This window comes from Duganella sp. sic0402 (genome assembly GCF_019219065.1).
In the GTDB taxonomy this organism is placed as follows: Bacteria; Pseudomonadota; Gammaproteobacteria; order Burkholderiales; family Burkholderiaceae_D; genus Rugamonas.
In genome coordinates this window covers 121,034-141,384 of sequence record NZ_JAHUWK010000002.1, presented here as the reverse complement: position 1 = coordinate 141,384, position 20,351 = coordinate 121,034, and the positions used below count along the sequence as shown (strand labels likewise).

Here is a 20,351-nt window from a genome sequence, read left to right as displayed (position 1 = left end):
TTCGGGCCGCTGTTGCCGGATCGCTCCGGCGCGCAGAATGGCTGTCATTGCAAACCCATACAGGAGAATCACCATGCGCCGCGCCCTGATCGTCATCGACGTGCAAAACGAATACTTCAGCGGAAATATGCAGATCGAGTACCCACCGGTGGATGTCACGCTGCCCAACATCACCCGCGCCATGGATGCTGCGCGCGCCGCGGATATCCCGGTGGTGGTGGTGCAGCATGATGCGCCGGAGCAGTCGCCGATCTTTGCCAAGGGTTCACCAGCCTGGCAGCTGCACGATGAAATTGCCAGCCGTCCCTCCAGCCACCATATCAACAAGACCTATGCCAGCGTGTTCACCGGCACCGACCTGGGACAGTGGATCGCCGATAACGGCATCGATACGTTGACCATCGCCGGCTACATGACGCATAACTGCGAGGCGTCGACCATCTACGAGGCCGCTCACAAAGGGCTGGCGGTGGAGTTTTTGTCGGACGCCAGCGGCTCGCCGTCCTATGAGAATGCGGCCGGCAAGGCCAGCGCGGAAGAGATCCACCGGGTATTCAGCACGGTGTTCCATTCCGGGTTTGCAGCGGTGGCCAGCACCGAGCAGTGGATTGCGGCGGCACGCGAAGGCAAGGCGCTGGAGCGCGACAATATTTACCTGTCGGTCCAGCGTACGCGCAAGGGTGCTTCGGTGTGATTATCCGCCGACGCGTTTGGGCTTGTGGCCAAGTTTCGTCAGCTCGGCCATCACGCGTTCGCAATGGTCGCCCTGGATTTCCAGCACGCCGTCCTTGACCGTGCCGCCCGAGCCGCAGGCGCTGCGCAGCTGCTTGCCCAGCGCCGCCAGTGCCTCGGCGTCCAGTGGCAGGCCGCGCACCAGGGTGACTGTCTTGCCGCCGCGTCCTTTTGATTCGCGCGCCACGCGCACATTGCCGTCGCCGGCTGGTTTGGCCCTGGCGGCGGCTTTGCAGGCGCAGTCGTTCAGCGGCTTGCGGCAGTCCGGGCAGATGCGGCCGGTTTCAGTAGAGTAGACCAGGGCCATGGCTTAGTCCTTCAGCAAACGCGGCATCACCAGCTCGAAGAAGCGCTTTTGGTCTGAGACCAGGCACACTTGTGCGTTCGGCTTGCCCGGTTGTTCGCGGGTGTAGCCTTCGTTATCGACCACAATGCGCAGCGGTGTGGCGGGGCAGACGGCCGGATCAAGCAGCCAGGTGACCGGCACCACGTCAAACAGCGATGGCATATTGCTGGACCAGGGCTGGTAGGCATTAATCCACTGGTGATAGAGCAGGGCCAGCGCGTCGGTGACCTGCGAACCATGGCCTAGCAGGGCGTTGCGCTCCACTTCGTCCAGGCGGATTTGCGTCGAGTCGGTCGGCATCATCACGATCGGCACGCTGGAGGTGAACAGCTTTTGCGCGCTGGCGATATCGGAAACAATGTTGTATTCCTTGTCGGCCGGGCGCGCCGGCACGTATTGCGACTTGCGGTAACCGCTGCGCACCGAGCCGCCCATCATGACGACTTGCTTGAACTGGCGGAAGGCGGCGGCGTCACGCTGGATGGCGGCGCCGACGTTGGTCAGCGGGCCGAGTGCCAGCAGGGTGATTTGACCGGGCTGGCGCTTGACCTGCTCCAGCATGAAGTTGACCGCCTCGATCCTGGCCGGCAGTTTGCCGCGCTGGGCGTAGCGGGCCTGCGTGAATGGCTGCGGATTGTCTTTCGTTACCAGGCCTTGCGCGATCGGGATCTGGCTGTGGCCTGTCTCGCGCAGCATGCGCTCCAGTAGTTGCGCGCGCAGCGCGGTGTCGCCCCAGGCGGTGGTGATGCCGACGATCTCGATTTCCGGGCTTTGCAGCAGCAGGCCGAGGGCAAAGGCGTCGTCGATATCGTCGCCGATGTCCATGTCGACGATGACTTTCTGTGGCGCGGCGTGCGCGGCGACGGCGCACGACAGCGCGAATGCGGTGAGCAGCCCGCGCACTGGGCGGGCGAGAGAGTAGGCCATGACAATCCTTGATGCGGTGAAGCGGGAATTTTACAGGAAGCTGGCTTTCCTTAGCGTGGCCGGGACGATGCGGCGGTGGGCCGGGGCGACAAACAGCATGTACAGCCGGCCCAGCGCATTCTTGGTGTGCACCACGGTGCTGATGGCGACTTTCCCCGGCAGTTTGCAGACCGAGAGGTTGACGTTGAGGTGTTTGTCGGCGTCGCCGAGGATGACTTCCTGCTCGCTGAGGTAGATGATGGTGAAGATGCCGACGCGGTCGCCGACTTTGTATGCGCTGGCTGGCTTGTTCTGATCGATATCGCTGAGCAGGCCGAGATTTTTCAGGCCGGCCAGTTGCACGATGCGGTTGCGCAGCGCCATGGCGGCGTTGACCCAGCCGGGCGTGGTGGCCACCACGCGCAGGTAAAGTTCCAGTGCGGTGAGCGGCGTCGGTTGCAGGTCGGTTTCGTAGCAGTCGTGGAAATCGGCGCCGCGAAGTTTGTCGGCGATCTGTGTGTGCGGCGGAATCGCGGTGGTAGTGATGTTCATTTTTCGGTGGCCAGGTCGATGCGGCGCTTGATGCGCTGGGCTTCGGCGGTGTCGCCGGCTTGTTCGGCGCGCATGGCTAGTACGCCCAGCCAGGCGAGTAGCGGACGGCGCCAGCCTTGGGCGGAGGCGGTTTCGGCTGCGTCCGCCAGTAGCTGTGGACTGGCTTTGCCGGCGCGCAGCAGCACGCCGCTGGCGACCAGTTTCGAGAGCGGATCGGTGATCGCTTGCACCGCGCCGGCCGCCGCCGCGTCGCTCGTCGCCGCAGCCACCGCCTGGTGCTGCGCAGGCAGCAGGGCGATGTCGGACGGGGAGAGCGGGGCGCCGGCGCCGGAAAGGCGGCCTGCGAGGTAGGCGGCGTAGGCGCGGTCGGCGGGGCTGGCGTCTTGCGCCAGCTTGGTGTAGCCGGCGCAGTCTTCGAACACCAGCGCGGCGACGCGCGCGGCGCATTGGATCAGTTCTGCGCGGATGATCAGATCGACCTTGCCGGTGCTGGCCAGCGCGCTGCGGGCGCGCTTGAATTCGGCGGCTTCGATGCGCGTGTTGCCTTCCATGTAGGCGGCGGTAGCGCGGTCGATGCCGTTGTGTGCGTTCATCTGCCAATCCGGCACCGGCGGGTTGTTGCTGCAGCCGGCCAGCAGCGCAGCAGCGGCAGCGATGGTGATGGTGTTCTTCATGGCAGCTTGATCTCCGTGTCGCGCTTGAACGGCCATTTACGGTTGATTTCATTGACCAACTGCTCAACGCGGCGCAAGCTGCTTTCCACTTCGCCGCGCAGCGCGCCCAGGTCGGCGGTGGCTTCCTTGGTATTGGAAGCGACGGCTTGCGCCTCGACCAGCACCGCGTCCATTTTCTTCAGCGAGTTGCGCGCATCCGCCAGCAGCCCGTTCAGCTGCTGCACCGTGGCCTGGGCATCCGTCATCACGCCTTTCTGGCCAAACACCTGTTCATCCGCATGGCCGATCAGGCTATCCGCCTTGACCGCCAGCGCGTTCACCGTCAGCAGCAGCTTGTTGGCGCGCTCCATCAACTGCTGTGCGTTCTTGTCGTCGCCAGCGATCAGGCCCATCGCGCCTTGCGGACCGTTCAGCTTGCCGGTCACGCCCGCGACGTTGGCCAGGCTGGCTGCCAGGGCGGAATTCTCCGCCGTCAGATCATTCAGGTTTTGCAGCAGGTCGCGCGCTGCCGCCAGCAGGCGCGGAATTTCGGCGCCCGGATCGCCGACCAGCAGTGCGCGCGCCGCGCCGTCCTCCAGCGGCGGATCGGTCGGTATGCCGCTGAAAGCGCGCAACTTGGCGCCACCGACCAGGCCACGCTCCAGCGTGAAGATGCTGGAACTGCGCAGCCAGTGCGCATCCTTGCTCTGCACGTCCACCACCAACCGCGCCTTGCCCTCGTTGCTCAATTCAATCCGGCGTACCCGGCCGATGGGGAAGCCGGCGAAGGTCACATCCATGCCGACCACCACGCCTTCCGAATCGTCGGCTTGCAGTATCAGCGTTTGCGTGGATTCGAACGCGCCGCGCGCATACAAAAGGTAAAGCGCCGATCCGGCCACCAGCACCACCATCAGCACCAGCAGCAGGGCAGCCTTGAATTCTGCGTTGCGCACCGGCGCGGCTTCGTTATGTTGTTCTGTCATATCAGTAGTAATTCCCCATGAGCGAGGCAACTTCGATCAGCAGCATCACAGCAAACAGCCGCACCATGTCCGACAGGCCGTGCGATACCTTGTTGCGGTAGCTTTCGCCAAAAAAGAAGGAGGACGCCATCGGTATCAGCCCGACGGCAAAGCTGAAGAACACGATCTTCAGCACCAAAATCATGGTCACGGCCGGATTGAAGACCTGCCCGACCACACGCGTATAACCGGCCAGCGCCCACGGCGTAAAGCCGTACAGCGACAGATAGGTCAGGATGAGTGTCAGCACGCAGCTGACGGCGGCCAGCATCCACACGGCGAAAATGCCCGCCGCCACGCGCGGAAAGAATTCGCGGTGCAGTTCCGCCTCGGTGACGTGATGGCCGGCAGTGCGGCCCTGCGCGAATTCCAGTCCGGCGGGCAGGGTGGTGCGCAAGGCCACAAAAGCGGCAGCGGTCAGCGGGATCAGCTCCAGCACCAGCACCCGCACCACCATTTCCAGCGCATAGCGCGTCAGGCCGTAACTCTGCGAAGTCACCACCACGATGCGGATCAGCACCAGGCTGACCAGCGCCGATAGCACGCCGTACCAGGCCAGGTTGGGTACGGTGTCGGCCACCAGGTGCCGCGCCAGCAGCGAGCGCCGCGAACGGCCATAGCTGGACGGCGACAGCGCCACGGTAACCATCAGCACCGCGAATTGCGTCAAGCGCCACCAGCTTTGCAGCCAGCCGACCGCGCCACGGTGCAGCCGTTGCAGGAGATTGGGAAGGGATGCTTGCGTACTCATATTGGCATATTAGCACCGGAGCGGCGGCGGGCGGTGTCCGCTACTTTTCCGGGAAGCTGTCGATGATGGCGTCGGCCGCCGCACGCACGCGGGCGCTGCGGCCCAAATCGGTGTGCATCGCCAGCCAGACATCGTAATGGTCGAGCCGCTCCGGCCAGATGCGCACCAGGCGTGGATCGGCGTCGGCCATGTGGCAGGGCAGTTCGGTCACGCCCATGCCCAGCCGCGCCGCCTCGATCAGTGCCAGTCCGCTGTTGACCTCCATCGCCACGCGCGCATTGTGCACCGGCTCCAGGCAGATTTTCTCCTGATGGCGCGGCGCCACGCTGGCTTGGTAGATAACGATGTCGTGCCCCGCCAGCCCGTTGCCGGGAATCGGCATGCCGCGCGCTTCCAGATAGGCCGGAGTGGCGTACAGGCCCATGTTGCGGCGGGTCAGGTGGCGCGAAATCAGGTCCGGATCGGTGGGCTTGAGTGTGCGCACCGCCAGATCGGCCTCGCGCCGCGTCAGGCTGGTGATGCTGGTACTGGTGCTGAGCACAATGCGGATTTCCGGGTGCATGACGTGCAGCCGCTGCATGGCGGCGATGACGAAGTGCGCTGCCATGGTGTCGGAAGTGGTCACGCGCACGCTGCCGGACAGGCGGTTGTCGATGCCCTGCATCTCGCGCTGGAACTGCAGCGCCGCCTGTTCCATCTTTTCCGCGGCGGTGACCGCCAGTTCGCCTGCCGGCGTGGCCAGGTAGCCGGATGGCGTGCGCAGGAACAGGCGCGCGCCCAGCGACTTTTCCAGCGCGTTGAGGCGGCGGCCGACGGTGGCCTGATCGATATCCAGCAGCGCTGCGGCTGCGCGCAGCGTGCCTTTGCGGTAGATGGCGAGAAAAATGCGGGCGTTGTCCCAATCCATGGCGAGCTCCGTGATGCATTTTTGCATCTTAGCGCCGATGTTATGCGTATTTACTGCATCACGCAAGCGGCCTACCATGCGCGCATGCATACTTCGACTACCACTACTACCAAGACGGCCCGGCAGGTGCCGCCCCTGTTGATGCTGATGACGCTGGCCACCGGCTTTGTCATGGCGATGATCGACGTCACTGCCGTCAACACCGCGCTGAGCGATATTTCGGCCAGCCTTGCGGTTCCGCTCACCGGCCTGGTGTGGGTGGTGGACGGCTATACGCTGACTTTCGCCGCGCTGCTGATGGCGGGCGGCGCACTGGCCGACCGTTTCGGTCCCAAGACTGTCTACCAGGGCGGCTTGGGTGTGTTTATCCTTGGTTCGGTGCTGTGTGCGCTGGCGCCGAGCGGCAATGCACTGATCGCTGCGCGGCTGCTGCAAGGCTTGGGCGCGGCGCTGTTCATGCCCAGTTCACTGAGTTTGCTGACGCACGCTTACGAAGATCAGGCCACGCGGGCGCGCATGCTGGGCACTTGGTCGGCCATCGTCGGCTGCTCGTCGGCGGCCGGACCGCTGGTGGGCGGCCTGCTGGTGCACGAATTTGGCTGGCGCAGCGTGTTCTGGGTGAATGTGCCGATCGGACTGCTGGGCATCGTGCTGACGCAGGTGCTGGCGCCGGCTACGCCGCGCCATGCGCGTGATCTGTCGATGCTGAGCCACTTGCTGGGTGTCGTAGCGTTGGCAGCGTTGAGCTTTGTGCTGATTGAAGGGCCGGTACTGGGCTGGACCTCGGCTGGGGTGCTGGCGGCAGGGTTTGCAGCGGTGGCGACAGCCTGGCTGCTGGTGTGGCGTGAGCGCTCCGGTGCACATCCCCTGCTGCCGAAGGCGCTGTTTGAGACGCCGGCGTTTGCAGCGGCGAATGGGGTGGGCTTTTTGATTAATTTCGCGGTGTTTGGGCAGTTGTTTTTGCTTAGCCTGTTCATCCAGCAGGGCGGGGCGGATGCGCTGCAAACCGGCTTGAAGCTGATCCCGATGATGGCTGCTTTCGCTGTCGGCAACCTGACTTCGGGGCGGATTACCGCGCGGGTGGGGACGCGGCCGCCGATGCTGTATGGCTTGCTGGTTGGGCTGGTGATGGCGCTGGCGATGCTGCTTGGCTTGCGTCCGGATACGCCTTACTGGTTGCTGGTGACTGCGGCGGTGCTGATGAACGTGGCTATCGGGATCGCGATTCCGGGGATGACAGCGACGGTGATGCTGGTGGCGGGCAAGGCGCACGCGAACAGTGCGGCTGCGGCCTTGAATGCGAATCGGCAGATTGGGGCGCTGGTGGGCGTGGCGATGATGGGCAGCGTGCTGCATTTGACGCCCGAATGGGCGCTGCGCATGCCGCTGGCGTTTGGCCTGATCGCAGCGGCATACGTAGGCGCGCTATGCTTGGTATATCGCTACGTCAGGCTGGCAAAACCGGTTTAAAGCTGGTTTTAAATGCCGTTGCGGGTACGCCACTCGATCATCTCGGCGATGGTCAGGATCGGCATCTGGTGCAGTTCGGCGAAGCGCTCGATGTCGGCGCCGCGCATCATGGTGCCGTCGGGGTTCATCAATTCGCACAGCACCGCCGATGGATTCAGGCCGGCCATGGTCGCCAGATCGACCGAACCCTCGGTGTGGCCTTTGCGGGACAGCACGCCGCCCGGCGTGGCGCGCAGGGGGAACACATGGCCCGGATGCACCAGGTCCGACGGCTTGGCATTGGCCGCCGTCGCAGCACGGATGGTGGTGACCCGGTCGGCCGCCGACACGCCGGTGGTCACGCCTTCGCGCGCCTCGATCGATACCGTGAACGGCGTGCCATAGCGGCTGCCGTTGTTGGCCGCCATCATCGGCAGTTCCAGCGCGCGCACCTGGTCGGCGCTCAGGCACAGGCAGACAATGCCGCTGCACTCGCGGATCATCATGGCCATGGTCTGCACGGTCATTTTTTCGGCGGCGACGATCAGGTCCGCTTCGTTCTCGCGGTCGAAATCATCGAGCAGAATGACCGGCACGCCGGCGCGCATGGCTTCCAGCGCGGCGTGGATGCGGCTTTCCAGATCGTCGGATACCAGGGAATAGGGGGATACTGCGGTGTGGTCCAGCATGGTGATACGCTCCTTGATAAGATAGGAACGCGACAGGGCAAGCGAATACGCGCAGCCAACCACGCCGATAGCTCGGGCAGCAGGATGCGTAAAGCGCACATCTTCTTTCATCCGGACTTTAACCGTCGGCCCTGGAGTTACACCAGATCTGCGCGTTTCCGCGCTCGCGGGCTTTACCGCCGGTGGGGAATTACACCCCGCCCCGAAGACGTTGTTGTTGCCTACCGGACGGCAGGCAAGAGGATTCTAGCCTAAATCGCGGATTTCAGTGTAAGGTAGCTGTTCTCTTACATATTTTGCATTCGGAATGAAGCTGATTACCCTGCGTATCGTGTCCGGCGCTGCACTTCTGGCATGGTCTTTTCTGGCGCAAGCCGATACTCTCCCGCCACTGAAGCTGAGCGACCAGATCCCGGTTGGACCGCAGGTGAAAGTTGGCAAACTGGCCAATGGCCTGACCTACTACATTCAGAAGAACGGCCGCCCGGAAAACAAGCTGGAACTGCGGCTGGTGGTCAAAGCGGGCTCCATTCTGGAAGACGAGGACCAGCAAGGCCTGGCCCACTTCACCGAACACATGGCGTTCAACGGTTCGACGCACTTCAAGCGCAACCAGCTGGTGTCTTATTTGCAGTCGATCGGCGTCAAGTTCGGCGCCGACCTGAACGCCTACACCAGTTTCGATGAGACTGTTTATATTCTGCCTATCCCCACCGATAAAAAGGAAATCGTCGAACAGGGTTTCCAGGTGCTGGAGGATTGGGCGCATGGCCTGTCGTTCAACGATGCGGACATCGACAGCGAGCGTGGCATCGTGCTGGAGGAACTGCGCCTGGGTAAAGGCGTGGACGACCGCATGAACAAGGTGGTGCTGCCCAAAGTGCTGAACGGTTCGCGCTACGCGCAGCGCATGCCGATCGGTAAAGAAGAGATCATCCGCAATTTCAAGTACGACGCGATCAAACGCTTTTACCGCGATTGGTATCGGCCCGACCTGATGGCGGTGGTGGTGGTGGGCGACATCGAGCCGCAAGAAGCGCAGCGGCTGATCGAGCAGCATTTCACCAAGCTGAAAAATCCGGCCAATCCACGCCCGCGCGAGTACGCGCAAATCCCCGAGCGGCAGGATTCGGAAGGCATTGTCTTCACCGACAGGGAAGTTAGCGCCAATACCGTGTATATCCGCTATCCGATCCAGTCCTGGCCGGCCGGCGAGACCATCGCCGACTATCGACAGAAGCTGATCGAGGGCATGTACAGCTTTATTCTCAGCCAGCGCATGTATGAGCTGACGCAGCAGGCCGATCCGCCATTCCTGCAAGGCGGCAGCGGCATGAACAAGATCGTGCGCGGCTACCGTTCCTTCGGTGCCGGTGCTGTGCTGGGCAAGGGCGGCGCCACGCCGGCTATCAATGCGCTGGTGGAGGAAGACCAGCGCGCGCGCCAGTATGGTTTCAGCGAATCCGAAGTGGAGCGCGCCAAGAAAGGCATGCTGCGCAATTATGAGCGCATCTATAACGAGCGCGAAAAATCCGATTCGGCCGGCTACGCGGCGGAATACATCCGCAATTTCCTGGAGCAGGAGAGCATTCCTGGCACGGCCGCCGAATACCGCTACGCCACCGAGCTGATACCGGGCATCAGCGCGCAGGAAGTGAATGCCGCCGTGCGTGCGGTGATCCCGCATAACCAGAGCAAGCTGGTGATCTACACCGGCGTTGACAAGCCGGGCGTTGCAGCGCCGCAGGCGGACCAACTTGTCGCCATCGCCACGGCGGCCGAGAAGATCGCGGTCAAGCCGATTGAAGACAAGGTCTACGCCAGCCAGCTGATGCCGTCCTTGCCGAAGGCTGGCAGCATTGTCAGCGAAAAGATCAACGCGAAGATCGGCACCACCGAACTCACGCTGAGCAACGGCGTCAAGGTGGTGCTGAAGCCGACCGACTTCAATAACGACCAGGTGATACTGGGCGGCCTGCGCTACGGCGGCTGGTCGCTGCTGCCGGACAGCGATGTTTTCGCCGCCCATTACGCCAGCAGCATCGTCGGCCAGATGGGCGTGCTGACATATACTCCGAACGATCTGGTGAAAGTACTGGCTGGGAAAAGCGTGAGTTCCAGCGCCAATGTCAGCTCGCTCAACGAGTCGGTCGGCGGCAGTTCCGGCAGCTCGGATGTGGAAGCCATGCTGCAACTGGTGTACCTTCAGATGACGCAGCCGCGCAAGGACGCCGCCATTTACAGCGCCTACGTTGACCGCCAGCGCGAACTGGCGCAGAACAATCTGGCGCGGCCGGAGTCGGTGTTCTACGACACCGTGACCGCCACGCTGTACAACAATAGCCCGCGCGTGCTGCGCGCCGCCAAGCCGGCCGACTTCGACCAGCTGGCGCTGGACCGCGTGCTGGATATTTATAACAGCCGCATGTCCAGCGCGCGCGACTTCAACTTCTTCATCATCGGCAGTTTTGATGTCGAGAAGATCAAGCCGCTGATTGCCACTTACATCGCCAGTCTGCCGGCCGGCGAGATTCCGGTCGCCTTCAAGGATGAAGGCGTGCGGCCGATCAAGGGCGTGGTCAAGAAGGAAGTGCATGCCGGCTCGGAGCCAAAAAGCACCATTTCGCTGTCCTTTACCGGCGAGGTCGAATACTCGCGCGCCGCGCGCATGCGCTTGCAGGCGCTGGTGGAGGTGATGAACATCAAGCTGATCGAAACGCTGCGCGAGAAGATGGGCGCGATGTACAGCGGCGGCATGAGCGGCACCATGAGCCGCATCCCTTACGGGAACTACGCGATCAACGCGACGCTGCCGTGCGCGCCGGAGAACGTTGATAAGGTGCTGGCCGCCACTTTTGCCGAAATCGACAAGATCAAACAGGCTGGCGTGGACGAGGCGGACCTGAACAAGGTCAAGGCGTCGTGGATCAAGGGTTATCGCAAAGGCATGCGTGAAAATGGCTACTGGATGGCGTCGTTACAAAATGCCTTCTTCAATAATAACAATCCAGAGGATATACTTACTTATGAGTCGCGCGTGAACGCGCTGACGGTCGCGGACCTGCAGCAGGCCGCGCAACGCTACTTCGATACCAACAATTATCTGCAAGTAGTGCTGTACCCCGAGAAGTAAGGAGCATCATCATGGCAAAGAAAAAAGAAGAGCTGGACCCGGAAACGCTGGAACTGATCAACTGGTGCATCGAAGTGGAGGGCTTCCTGGTCAAGGGCGGCGCCACGCAGCAGGAGGCGCAGGACCATATTGAAGAGCAGGTGGAATGGTTCACCGACCAGTTCTACGACGGCCTGACGCCGGAGGAAGCGGCCAGGGAAGCGCTGGCCTGACTGGATAAGCAATGTTCAAAAAAGTAATCGTCGGGATCTCGGCGCTGGTCCTGATCCTGTTCGTGGTCGCGGCGTTCCAGCCGTCCAGCTACACCGTGGAGCGCGCGGCCAGCATCAAGGCGCCGCCGGAAAAGATCATCCCGCTGATCAGCGATTTCCGCCAGTGGCCGCAATGGTCGCCATGGAAGAATATCGAAGCCGGCCGCATGGAAGTGCTGAGCCAGACGGCGACGCGCATCAAGGTCAAGCTGGATTTCCCTGGCGAGCAGGCCAAGCCGTCGCTGATGGAGTTCTGGGTTGAGCCGCAGGCCGACGGCGCTGCGGTGCGCTGGAGCATGAGCGGCGAAACCGACTTCACCGGCAAGATCATGAATATGATCATCAGCATGGACCGGGCGCTCGGCCCGGCCTTTGAAAGCGGCCTGGCCAAAATGAAGGTGGCCGCCGAGAAGTGATACGCGCCGCCGCTTCAGGCGGTGCGCCAGGCGCCGGGATTCATTCCGGCCCATTCCTTGAAGGCGTGGTTGAATGCGCTCTGCTCCTGATATCCCAGCAGGAAAGCGATATCCACCAGGCTCAATTCCTGCCGTTTTAAATACTCCTTCGCCAGCGCGAAGCGGGCCTGGTCCAGCACCTGCTGGAAGGTGGCCCCGGCTTCGCTCAGCTTGCGCTGCAAGGTGCGCGGCGACAGGTTCAATTCATCCGCAATGCTGGCCAGCCTGACCTGGCCGCGCGCCAGGCTGGCGACGATGGCCGCATGCACCTGGTGCGTGATCGCCGGCTGGCTGGTGGCGCGCTGTTGCAGCAGCTGTTCGGCGTGCTGTTGCAGCACCGGGTAGAGACTCACGTCTGCATTCGGCACCGGCCAGGACAACATCAGCGCGTTGAAGCTGGCCACATTGGCGCCGGCGTTAAACACCGGCACCTCGCCCAGCACCCGCTGGTATTCCTCGCGCAGCTCGGGCGGGCCGCCGTCGTGCGTCAGTTTCAGGCTGTTGGCCGGCAGGGTGATGCCGGCCAGCCAGTTGCTGAACACGCGTATGCCGGCGAACACGCTGTCGGCCAGGTGGCGATGCGCGCTGCCGTAGTTGCTATGCCAGGTGTAGTAGGCGATGTCGTCTTCGATGTCGATGCTGGAGCGGCCCAGGTCATGCGCCAACTGCTCGTAGCGCATGGTCTGCTCGAATACGTGGCCGAAATCGCGGCAGCTCAGCAGGATCAGGCCATATACAGTGTAGGTGCCCAGCTTGACGCATTGGCCGACGTGCAGGCCGAAATGTGGATCGTTCGCCAGATCGGCGCCGACATCGAGCAGGCGTACGTAGTCGTCGGCCGGCAGCGATTCGGGCAACGGCTCCAGCGCTCCCGGCGCCAGGCCGGCGGCTTGCTCCAGTGCTTGCGCGGTCACGCCGCGCTGGGCGGCGGCCTCCAGCAGCGGTTGCAGGTAGGACCCCGCGACGCGTTTGGCATGATCGAACAAGGTGGCTGTCATGAATGCGCAATACCGGCGAACGGCATTATCTTAATCTTAACTGGTGAATAATCGGAGCGCTCCAGTATAGCAAGCGCTCCGCCAGGGAGATGAAAAAACGATGCGACGCTGGAATGGTTGGGGCGATGAGGAGGTTGAATTTGCGTTGAGCGAGCATGCGCTGGCGTTTCTGGCGCAGCGCATCGGCGCCGGCAAGCCGGTGGCGGACGCCGGCTTTGAGCAGGCTTGCGCGCAGATCGGCGCGCCGCGCTTGCCGCCGCACCGTCTGATCGACAGCGCGCCGGCAGTCCGCTTGCGCAATGCGCTGGGGCAGAGCCTGCCGGATTGGCTGCGGCTGCGCTATGGGGTAATCGGCAATGTGCCGCATGGTGTGGCCTATCCGGAAAGCGCGCAGGACGTGCGTGACTTGCTGGCGTACGCGCAGCAGTACGGCGTGGCGCTGATCCCGCATGGCGGCGGCACCAGCGTTGCCGGGCATTTGAGCGCGCCGGCCGGCTTGCCTTCGCTGGTGGTCAATATGACGCGCATGCGGCAGCTGCTGTATCTGGACACCGAATCGCAGCTGGCGACTTTCGGCGCGGGCGTGTTCGGGCCGGATCTGGAAGCGCAGCTGCGCGCGCGTGGCTACACGCTGGGGCACTTCCCGCAGTCGTTTGAGTATTCGACATTGGGCGGCTGGGTGGCGACCCGTTCGTCCGGGCAGCAGTCGCTGCGCTATGGGCGGATCGAGCAGATGTTCCGTGGCGGATCACTGGAGACGCCGGCGGGCACGCTGCATTTGCCGACTTTTCCGGCGTCGGCGGCCGGGCCGGATCTGCGCGAGCTGGTGCTGGGCTCCGAGGGACGGCTGGGTATTCTGACCGAGGCCACGGTGCGGGTGACGCCGGCGCCGGCGTATGAGGCGTTTCATGCGGTGTTCTTTCCCGACTGGCGCGCGGCCGAGACGGCGGTGCGGCATATCGCGCAAGCAGGACTGGCGCTGTCCATGTTGCGGCTGTCGAACGCGGTGGAGACCAGCACCATGCTGGCGCTGGCCAGCCATCGGCGCTTGATCGGCGTGCTGGAACGGTATCTGTCGCTGCGTGGCTGCGGTGAGGGCAAGTGCATGCTGATGGTTGGTGTCAGCGGGCGCAAGTCGCAGACGCGCGTGGCCTTGCGTGAGTCGCTGGCGCTGACCTTGCCGCATGGTGGCGTGCATGTGGGGCGCTTCATGGGCGACAAGTGGAAGCAGAACCGGTTTCGTAATGTCTATCTGCGCAATGCGGCGTGGTCGCATGGCTATGCCATCGATACGGTCGAGACGGCGGTGGACTGGCCGCGCGTGGAGATCATGATGCAGGCCATGGAGAAGGCGGCAGCGGTGGCGCTGGGCCAGTATGGCGAGCAGGCGCATGTTTATACGCATTTGTCGCATCTGTATGCGCAAGGGGCGAGCGTCTACACCACTTTTGTGTATCGGCTGGCGGGTGATTACGAGTCGGACCTGGCGCGCTGGAAGTCCCTCAAGAAGGCCGCTTCGCTGGCGATTGTGGAGCATGGCGGGACGATCAGCCATCAGCATGGCGTCGGTACTGATCATGCGTCGTATCTGCCGGCGGAAAAGGGGCGGTTGGGCATGTCGCTGCTGCGTACGATGTTTGAACATGTTGATCCGCAGCAGATCATGAATCCGGGGAAACTGGCGCCATGAACCGCTCCGATTTCGCGCGCGATTGGGATCTGATAGTGATTGGCGGCGGCATCACTGGCGCGGGGATATTGCTGGAGGCGGCGCGGCGCGGTTTGAAAGTGCTGCTGGTCGAGCAGCGTGATTTCGCATGGGGTACGTCGAGCCGGTCTTCAAAACTTGTGCATGGTGGTTTGCGCTATTTGAAGCAGGGGCAGTTTGGCCTGACGCGCGAGTCGGTGCATGAGCGCGAGCATTTGCTGCGGCAGGCGGCGGGACTGGTGGAGCCGCAGAGTTTTGCGTTTGGCGATTATGTGGGACGCAAGCCGGGCAAGCGGGCGTTTCTGGCAGGGCTGGCGATTTACGACCGCATGGCGGGGCAGCGCGGGCGGCACTATTACAGCCGCGACGAGTTTGCGGCACTAGCGCCGAATGTCGCCACCGACGGTCTTCAGGGCGGCATGGTCTATACGGACGCCAAGACGGACGATGCGCGGCTGGTGCTGCGCGTGTTGCAGGAAGCCCGCACACATGGCGCCGTCGCGCTGAACTACATGGCCGTCGTAGCGCTGCTGCACACCGCTGCCAGCGGTGACTCTGCCTCCGACGTCGACGCCAGCGCCTACGCGGGTGATCGTCCTGCAGCGGCCGACGGTGTGCGTGGGGTGCGGCTGCGCGACGGTGTGAGCGGGATGCAGCACGAGGTCCGTGCACGGATGGTCATTAATGCAGCCGGGGCCTGGGCCGACCAGCTGCGCGCAACGCCTGCCGCCGAGGCGGATGGTCGCACGGATGGGCATCGCTTGCGGCCTTTGCGTGGCAGTCATCTGGTATTGGCGGCGTGGCGGCTGCCGTTGGCGCAGGCGATCAGTTTGATGCATCCGGCTGATGGCCGCCCGGTCTTTGCCTATCCGTGGGAGGGCGTCACGCTGGTTGGCACCACGGACGTGGATCACAGCGACGACCTGTCGCGAGAAGCATCCATCACCCGCTCCGAGTGCGATTACCTGCTGGCCGCCCTGCAAGCGCAATTCCCGCAACTGCACCTCAACGACGACGACATCATCGCCACCTACGCCGGTGTGCGCCCGGTGATCGACAGCGGCAACCCCGACCCATCCAAGGAAACACGCGACCACGCGCTGTGGCTGGAAAACGGCCTGCTGACCGTTACAGGCGGCAAGCTGACTACCTTCCGCGTCATCGCGCTGGACGCACTCAAGCTGGCCGCCAAGCGCCTGCCGGAGTTGCAAGGCAAGCTGGCGCCACAGCCAGTATTCGCAGCAACGCCAGCGCTATGCTACACGCCAGACCTGCCGCCCGGCCAGGCACAACGCCTGCAAGGCCGCTACGGTGCACAGGCACAGAAACTGGTCGATGCAGCGCGGCCCGGCGAACTGGCCATCATCCCTGGCACAGAAACCATCTGGGGCCAACTGCGCTGGGCCGCGCGTCATGAAGACATCTGCAAGCTGGAAGACCTGCTGTTGCGGCGCACGCGCATAGGCATCCAGCTGCGCGGCGGCGGCATCGCCATCCTGCCACGCATCCGCGCCATCTGCCAGCCGGAACTTGGCTGGGACGATCAGCACTGGGAACAGCAGCAAGCCGCCTACCTCGCACTCTGGCAAGCGCATTACAGTGTGCCAAAATAAATCACATGACGAGACACCATGGCAGACCAATACCTGCTTTCCATCGACAACGGCACGCAAAGCGTTCGCGCGCTGCTATTCGACCTGAATGGCAATCTGGCCGCGAAATCGCAAATCCACCTGCAAGCCTACTTCTCCGAGCATCCAGGCTGGGCCGAGCATGACGCCGATGGCTACTGGGACGCCGTCAAAGCCGCCTGCCAGCAACTGTGGCGCAGCACCGACATCCCGCGCAGCGCCATCAAGGGCGTCGCTGTCACCACCCAGCGCGGCACGGTGATCAACCTGGACCGCGATGGCAATCCGCTCAGGCCTGCCATCACGTGGCTGGACCAGCGCCGCGTGGGCAAGCAAAGGCCGCTCAGCTGGTGGTGGCGCGCTGCCTTCAAAGCCGCACGGGTGGAAGGCACCATCGAATACTTCCGGCGTGAGGCGGAGATTAACTGGATCGCCGAGCAGCAACCGGATATCTGGGCCAAGACTTATAAATACGTGCTGCTGTCCGGTTTCCTCAACTATCGGCTGTGCGGATTGCACGTCGACTCCACCGGCTCGCAAGTCGCCTACCTGCCATTCGACTACAAGCGCCACCAGTGGGCTGGACGGCGCGACTGGAAATGGCAAGCCTTGCAGGTGCGGCCGGACATGCTGCCCGAGCTGGCGGAGCCCGGCACGGTAATCGGCGCCATCACCGCCAGCGCCGCAGCGGCAACCGGCATACCGGAAGGGACGCCACTGGTGGCCGCTGCCGCCGATAAAGCGTGTGAAGTGATCGGCGCCGGCAGTCTGGAGCCGCACATCGCCTGCCTCAGTTACGGCACCACCGCCACCATCAACACCACCAGCAAAAAGTATGTCGAAGTTACGCCCTTCATTCCGCCATATCCGGCGGCCGTGCCAGGCGCGTACAGCACCGAAGTGCAAATCTTCCGTGGCTACTGGATGGTCAACTGGTTCAAGGAGCAGTTCGGACATCTGGAAAAGATGGCGGGTGCGGAGCAGGGCATGGCGCCGGAAGCCATGTTCGACCAACTGGTCAACGAGGTGCCGCCGGGCTCCATGGGGCTGATGCTGCAACCCTACTGGAGCCCTGGTATCCGTATCCCCGGCCCTGAGGCCAAGGGCGCGATGATCGGCTTCGGCGATGTTCACACGCGCGCCCATATGTATCGCTCCATTCTCGAAGGACTGGCTTACGCGCTCAGGGAAGGCAAGGAGCGTATCGAAAAACGCAGCGGCGTCGCCGTGACGCAACTGCGCATTGCCGGGGGCGGCTCGCAAAGCGACGCGGCGATGCAACTCACGGCAGACATTTTCGGCTTGCCTGCCGCCCGCGCGCACGTCTATGAAACCTCCGGCCTGGGTGCGGCGATTGCCATCGCCGCCGGCCTCGGCCTGCACAAAGACTTCGACACCGCCACCCGCGCCATGACCCGGCCTGGCCGGGTGTTTTACCCCATTCCCGCCAACCAGAAAATCTACGATCAGCTTTACCGGTGCGTCTACCTCAATATGTACAAGCAGTTGCAGCCGTTGTACCAGCAAATCGCCGACATCACCGGCTACCCGGAACGGCTATAGGCTGCCGCGCAGTTCGAGAGCAATCGTGCGTGGCGCGGTGACGCTGGCGTAAGGCAGGCCGAAGGCCTTGGTCTGGCCATCCAGATTGTAGACGTAGCGCTTGTCGAACAGGTTATTCACCAGAAGGCCGATGCCGAACTTGCCGTTGGCCGCATCCCAGCCGACGCGCAGGTCCGCCTTGCCGCCGGACGTCCCGGTGCGAAAGGCGGGCGCGTTCAGGCATTGCAGCGCGCGCGTGTCGTCGTTGCAGCGCGATTTGCCGTGGTAGTTGCCTTGCAGCGTGGCGCTCATACGACCGTTCAGTGCTTCCCAGTTGGTGCTGACGCCGGCCATGCCAGTGAAGCGCGGTGTGCCGACCGTCTGGCCGGACAGGTCCAGCGTGGCGCCGCTGCTGTCGGTGGTCTGATAGCGTTGGTAAGTCTGGTCGATCACTTCGATGCCAGCAAAAGCGGTCAGGCGCGGAGAGACGCGGATGCGGGCGTCCAGGTCCAGGCCCTTCGCTTCCTGGTCGCTGTTGATGATGTTATAGGTCGGGATGGCGCTGGTGCCGCCCAGCTTCACATCCTGCAGATTCTTGAAACGATAGGCGAACAGCGCGCCATTGATGGTGGCGCGCAGCGACGGCGCGGTCAGCTTGAAGCCTAGTTCCAGATTGGTCATCTTCTCCGGATTAAAGCTGGGGTCGCGCTCGCGCGGATTGGCCGATGCGGCATTTGGCGGCGTGAAGACATTGAAGCCGCCAGCCTGGTAGCCGCGCGACAGCGAGGCAAACAGCAGCAGGTCATCGTTCAGCTTATGGTCGAGTACCAGGCGCGGACTCCAGTCGGTCCAACTGCGCTTGGCGTTGACCGGCGTGGCGGCCAGCGGGCCGGCCGCCGCGAAGATGATGTTGGATGGTAGCGCCGACGCATCCAGTCCCGCCGCAGGGCCATAGGTGTTGAGCAGCCCATCCAGCGCTGTCGACACGCGGCCCGGTACATGCCATTGCATCTCCTTGCGATCGCGGCTCCAGCGCAGGCCGGTGGTGAGGCGCGTGCCAGGGGCCAGTCGCCAGATCAAGTCCCCGTAGACCGAGAAGGCGCGTGTGCGCAGCTTGGCGTTGTTATCTTCCTGCCAGCCGAATACCGAGCTGTCATCCACCCCAGGCACGCCGGCCATGCCCAGTCCACCGAACAGCGTGGCGAAATCAGCGCCGCCGCCTTGCATCAGGCTGAGACTATCCAGCGTGGCGGTGTTGAGAATGGCGGAACTGCGCTGCCGCTCGCGGTTGTCGTAGAAGCTGGCACCGGCGATCCAGTCCAGCATGTCGGTGGTGCCGGAGAGCTTGAATTCCTGTTGCCAGTTGTAGGCTTTCTTCTGATCCTGCGTGGCGAGCCGGAAGTCGACCCGTGCTGTGCCGTCGTTGTCGGTCAGGTTGTATGAGGAGAATGTACGGAAAGCAGTGGTGGAGCGCAACGTGGCGCCGCCCAGCGGGATCTCGGCACGCAGCGTGACGCCGTCGAAGTTGCGCGTTTCGCGGCCGTCGGTATCGTTCTCCAGTCGCGCCTTGCGTGGATCGCTGAAATGGGCGACGTAGGCGGCATCGTAGACGCCGGTGTAGCCTGCAAACGGCAGCGTTGGATCCTTGACCACACCAAACGCCGGCCAGCCTTTCTGGCGCAACTGCTCGTGCTCCCAAGACAGCAGCAGCGTGGCATCACTGATCTTCTGCTTGAGCGACAGCCTTGTGGCCCAGCTATTATCGCCGGTGGTGCGGTTGCCGGTGCTGGTGTTGCGCACCCAGCCATCGCTGCGGGCGCGGACGAAGACCAGACGCGCGGCGGTGCTGGCCCCCAACGGCACATTGAGCATGGCATCGAGATCGGCCCGCCCATAATCGCCGACGCGCACATGGCCGGCCGCATCAAACTCTGCTTCCGGCTCATTGGTGACCACCGCGATGGCGCCTGCCGCGCTATTGCGGCCGAACAGCGTGCCTTGCGGGCCTTTCAGCACCTCCACGCGCTGGATATCGATGAAGTTCATCAGCGCGCCACCGGTCTTGCCGGTGTAGACGCCGTCCACATAAATGCCGACTGGCGTGTCGGTGCCGATGCCGAAGTCGCCCGCCTGCACGCCGCGTATGCCGAAGATCGGCTGCGTGGGCTGGGTGGCGTCGACCTGGAAGCCGGGCAGGTAGCCGGTGACATCGCCGAGATTGCGTGCACCCAGATTCTGTATATCGCGCGCGGTAATCACTTCCATGGAGATAGGTACTTCCTGCGCCGACTGCGCACGCGATTGCGCGGTGACGATGACTTTCTGGATATCGTCGTCGGCGTGCGCGCTGAGCGTGCCGGCGAAGGCGAGGGCGATGCTGTGCGCCAGCACGCGCATAAGGCAGGATGATTGGGATGGCGGCTGCAATGCATGTGGCTTCACGGTCTCTCCTTTGTTGTTTGGTTTTTTTCAATGTAGACGCGCGCATCACCGCACCGGGGGCCGGACCGGACAGACAAGGATGCCATCCCGGCCAAAGCGCCCAGATGTTGCGTGGCCGCTTCGGCTCCCCGCCTGTCCTTTTTGCCCCCGTCCCGGCGTGGCTTTGTTTGCACAATGCAGC

18 protein-coding genes and 1 riboswitch are annotated in these 20,351 nt (G+C 63.3%); of the genes, 8 read left to right on the top strand and 10 right to left on the bottom strand.

Features of this window, described 5'->3' with window-relative positions; all coding sequences use genetic code 11:
* Positions 1 to 73 precede the first annotated feature (73 nt).
* A complete protein-coding gene (locus tag KW842_RS06230) occupies positions 74 to 694 on the top strand; it encodes an isochorismatase family protein (protein ID WP_307729797.1) in 621 nt (206 codons plus the stop codon).
* Here the strand turns inward: KW842_RS06230 and KW842_RS06225 are convergent, their stop codons facing one another.
* From KW842_RS06225 to KW842_RS06195, 7 genes are read right to left on the bottom strand one after another with little or no spacing between them, the layout of a single operon-like run.
* Positions 695 to 1,039: a translation initiation factor Sui1 gene (locus tag KW842_RS06225; RefSeq protein WP_218303236.1), complete on the bottom strand. Its 345-nt coding sequence runs from the start codon at positions 1,037 to 1,039 to the stop codon at positions 695 to 697.
* A gap of 3 nt (positions 1,040 to 1,042) precedes the next feature.
* The gene (locus tag KW842_RS06220) at positions 1,043 to 2,005 is read right to left on the bottom strand and encodes a nucleoside hydrolase (RefSeq protein WP_218303235.1); all 963 of its coding nucleotides are present in this window, start codon (positions 2,003 to 2,005) and stop codon (positions 1,043 to 1,045) included.
* Between the two features lie 30 nt (positions 2,006 to 2,035).
* Positions 2,036 to 2,536 (bottom strand): DUF2867 domain-containing protein, encoded by a 501-nt coding sequence (locus KW842_RS06215; protein ID WP_218303234.1) that lies wholly within the window; start codon positions 2,534 to 2,536, stop codon positions 2,036 to 2,038.
* Positions 2,533 to 3,210 (bottom strand): hypothetical protein, encoded by a 678-nt coding sequence (locus KW842_RS06210; RefSeq protein WP_218303233.1) that lies wholly within the window; start codon positions 3,208 to 3,210, stop codon positions 2,533 to 2,535. The genes KW842_RS06215 and KW842_RS06210 overlap by 4 nt, the downstream gene beginning before the upstream one ends.
* Positions 3,207 to 4,175: an MlaD family protein gene (locus tag KW842_RS06205; protein WP_218303232.1), complete on the bottom strand. Its 969-nt coding sequence runs from the start codon at positions 4,173 to 4,175 to the stop codon at positions 3,207 to 3,209. The genes KW842_RS06210 and KW842_RS06205 overlap by 4 nt, the downstream gene beginning before the upstream one ends.
* Before the next feature lies 1 nt (position 4,176).
* Positions 4,177 to 4,965 carry an ABC transporter permease gene (locus KW842_RS06200; protein ID WP_218303231.1) on the bottom strand — a complete coding sequence of 263 codons (789 nt, stop codon included), beginning with the start codon at positions 4,963 to 4,965 and terminating at the stop codon, positions 4,177 to 4,179.
* A gap of 40 nt (positions 4,966 to 5,005) precedes the next feature.
* Positions 5,006 to 5,872 carry a LysR family transcriptional regulator gene (locus tag KW842_RS06195; RefSeq protein WP_218303230.1) on the bottom strand — a complete coding sequence of 289 codons (867 nt, stop codon included), beginning with the start codon at positions 5,870 to 5,872 and terminating at the stop codon, positions 5,006 to 5,008.
* Between the two features lie 84 nt (positions 5,873 to 5,956).
* Here KW842_RS06195 and KW842_RS06190 point away from each other — a divergent pair, with 84 nt between their 5' ends.
* Complete coding sequence (locus tag KW842_RS06190; protein ID WP_229223534.1) at positions 5,957 to 7,342, top strand: MFS transporter; 1,386 nt, start codon at positions 5,957 to 5,959, stop codon at positions 7,340 to 7,342.
* Positions 7,343 to 7,350: 8 nt separating this feature from the next.
* Here the strand turns inward: KW842_RS06190 and ribB are convergent, their stop codons facing one another.
* Complete coding sequence (ribB, locus tag KW842_RS06185) at positions 7,351 to 8,010, bottom strand: 3,4-dihydroxy-2-butanone-4-phosphate synthase (RefSeq protein WP_218303737.1); 660 nt, start codon at positions 8,008 to 8,010, stop codon at positions 7,351 to 7,353.
* 95 nt (positions 8,011 to 8,105) lie between these two features.
* Positions 8,106 to 8,224: riboswitch (FMN riboswitch) on the bottom strand.
* 93 nt (positions 8,225 to 8,317) lie between these two features.
* Between ribB and KW842_RS06180 the strand changes: the two genes are divergently transcribed.
* From KW842_RS06180 to KW842_RS06170, 3 genes are read left to right on the top strand one after another with little or no spacing between them, the layout of a single operon-like run.
* Positions 8,318 to 11,143, top strand: coding sequence for a pitrilysin family protein (locus tag KW842_RS06180; protein WP_218303228.1), 2,826 nt, complete (start codon positions 8,318 to 8,320; stop codon positions 11,141 to 11,143).
* A gap of 11 nt (positions 11,144 to 11,154) precedes the next feature.
* The gene (locus KW842_RS06175) at positions 11,155 to 11,355 is read left to right on the top strand and encodes a hypothetical protein (protein ID WP_218303227.1); all 201 of its coding nucleotides are present in this window, start codon (positions 11,155 to 11,157) and stop codon (positions 11,353 to 11,355) included.
* A gap of 11 nt (positions 11,356 to 11,366) precedes the next feature.
* On the top strand, positions 11,367 to 11,810 hold the full coding sequence (locus KW842_RS06170; RefSeq protein WP_218303226.1) for an SRPBCC family protein: 444 nt from the start codon (positions 11,367 to 11,369) through the stop codon (positions 11,808 to 11,810).
* A gap of 14 nt (positions 11,811 to 11,824) precedes the next feature.
* Here the strand turns inward: KW842_RS06170 and KW842_RS06165 are convergent, their stop codons facing one another.
* On the bottom strand, positions 11,825 to 12,847 hold the full coding sequence (locus tag KW842_RS06165; RefSeq protein ID WP_218303225.1) for an AraC family transcriptional regulator: 1,023 nt from the start codon (positions 12,845 to 12,847) through the stop codon (positions 11,825 to 11,827).
* Positions 12,848 to 12,947: 100 nt separating this feature from the next.
* Here KW842_RS06165 and KW842_RS06160 point away from each other — a divergent pair, with 100 nt between their 5' ends.
* From KW842_RS06160 to KW842_RS06150, 3 genes are read left to right on the top strand one after another with little or no spacing between them, the layout of a single operon-like run.
* Positions 12,948 to 14,537, top strand: coding sequence for an FAD-binding oxidoreductase (locus KW842_RS06160; protein ID WP_218303224.1), 1,590 nt, complete (start codon positions 12,948 to 12,950; stop codon positions 14,535 to 14,537).
* Entirely contained in the window at positions 14,534 to 16,168 is a 1,635-nt protein-coding gene (locus KW842_RS06155) for a glycerol-3-phosphate dehydrogenase/oxidase (RefSeq protein ID WP_218303223.1), read from the top strand. Before KW842_RS06160 ends, KW842_RS06155 begins: the two co-directional genes overlap by 4 nt.
* 18 nt (positions 16,169 to 16,186) lie before the next feature.
* The gene (locus KW842_RS06150; protein WP_218303222.1) at positions 16,187 to 17,749 is read left to right on the top strand and encodes an FGGY-family carbohydrate kinase; all 1,563 of its coding nucleotides are present in this window, start codon (positions 16,187 to 16,189) and stop codon (positions 17,747 to 17,749) included.
* Here KW842_RS06150 and KW842_RS06145 read toward each other — a convergent pair.
* A complete protein-coding gene (locus tag KW842_RS06145) occupies positions 17,744 to 20,170 on the bottom strand; it encodes a TonB-dependent receptor (protein ID WP_373925142.1) in 2,427 nt (808 codons plus the stop codon). The genes KW842_RS06150 and KW842_RS06145 overlap by 6 nt on opposite strands.
* Positions 20,171 to 20,351: the final 181 nt, after the last annotated feature.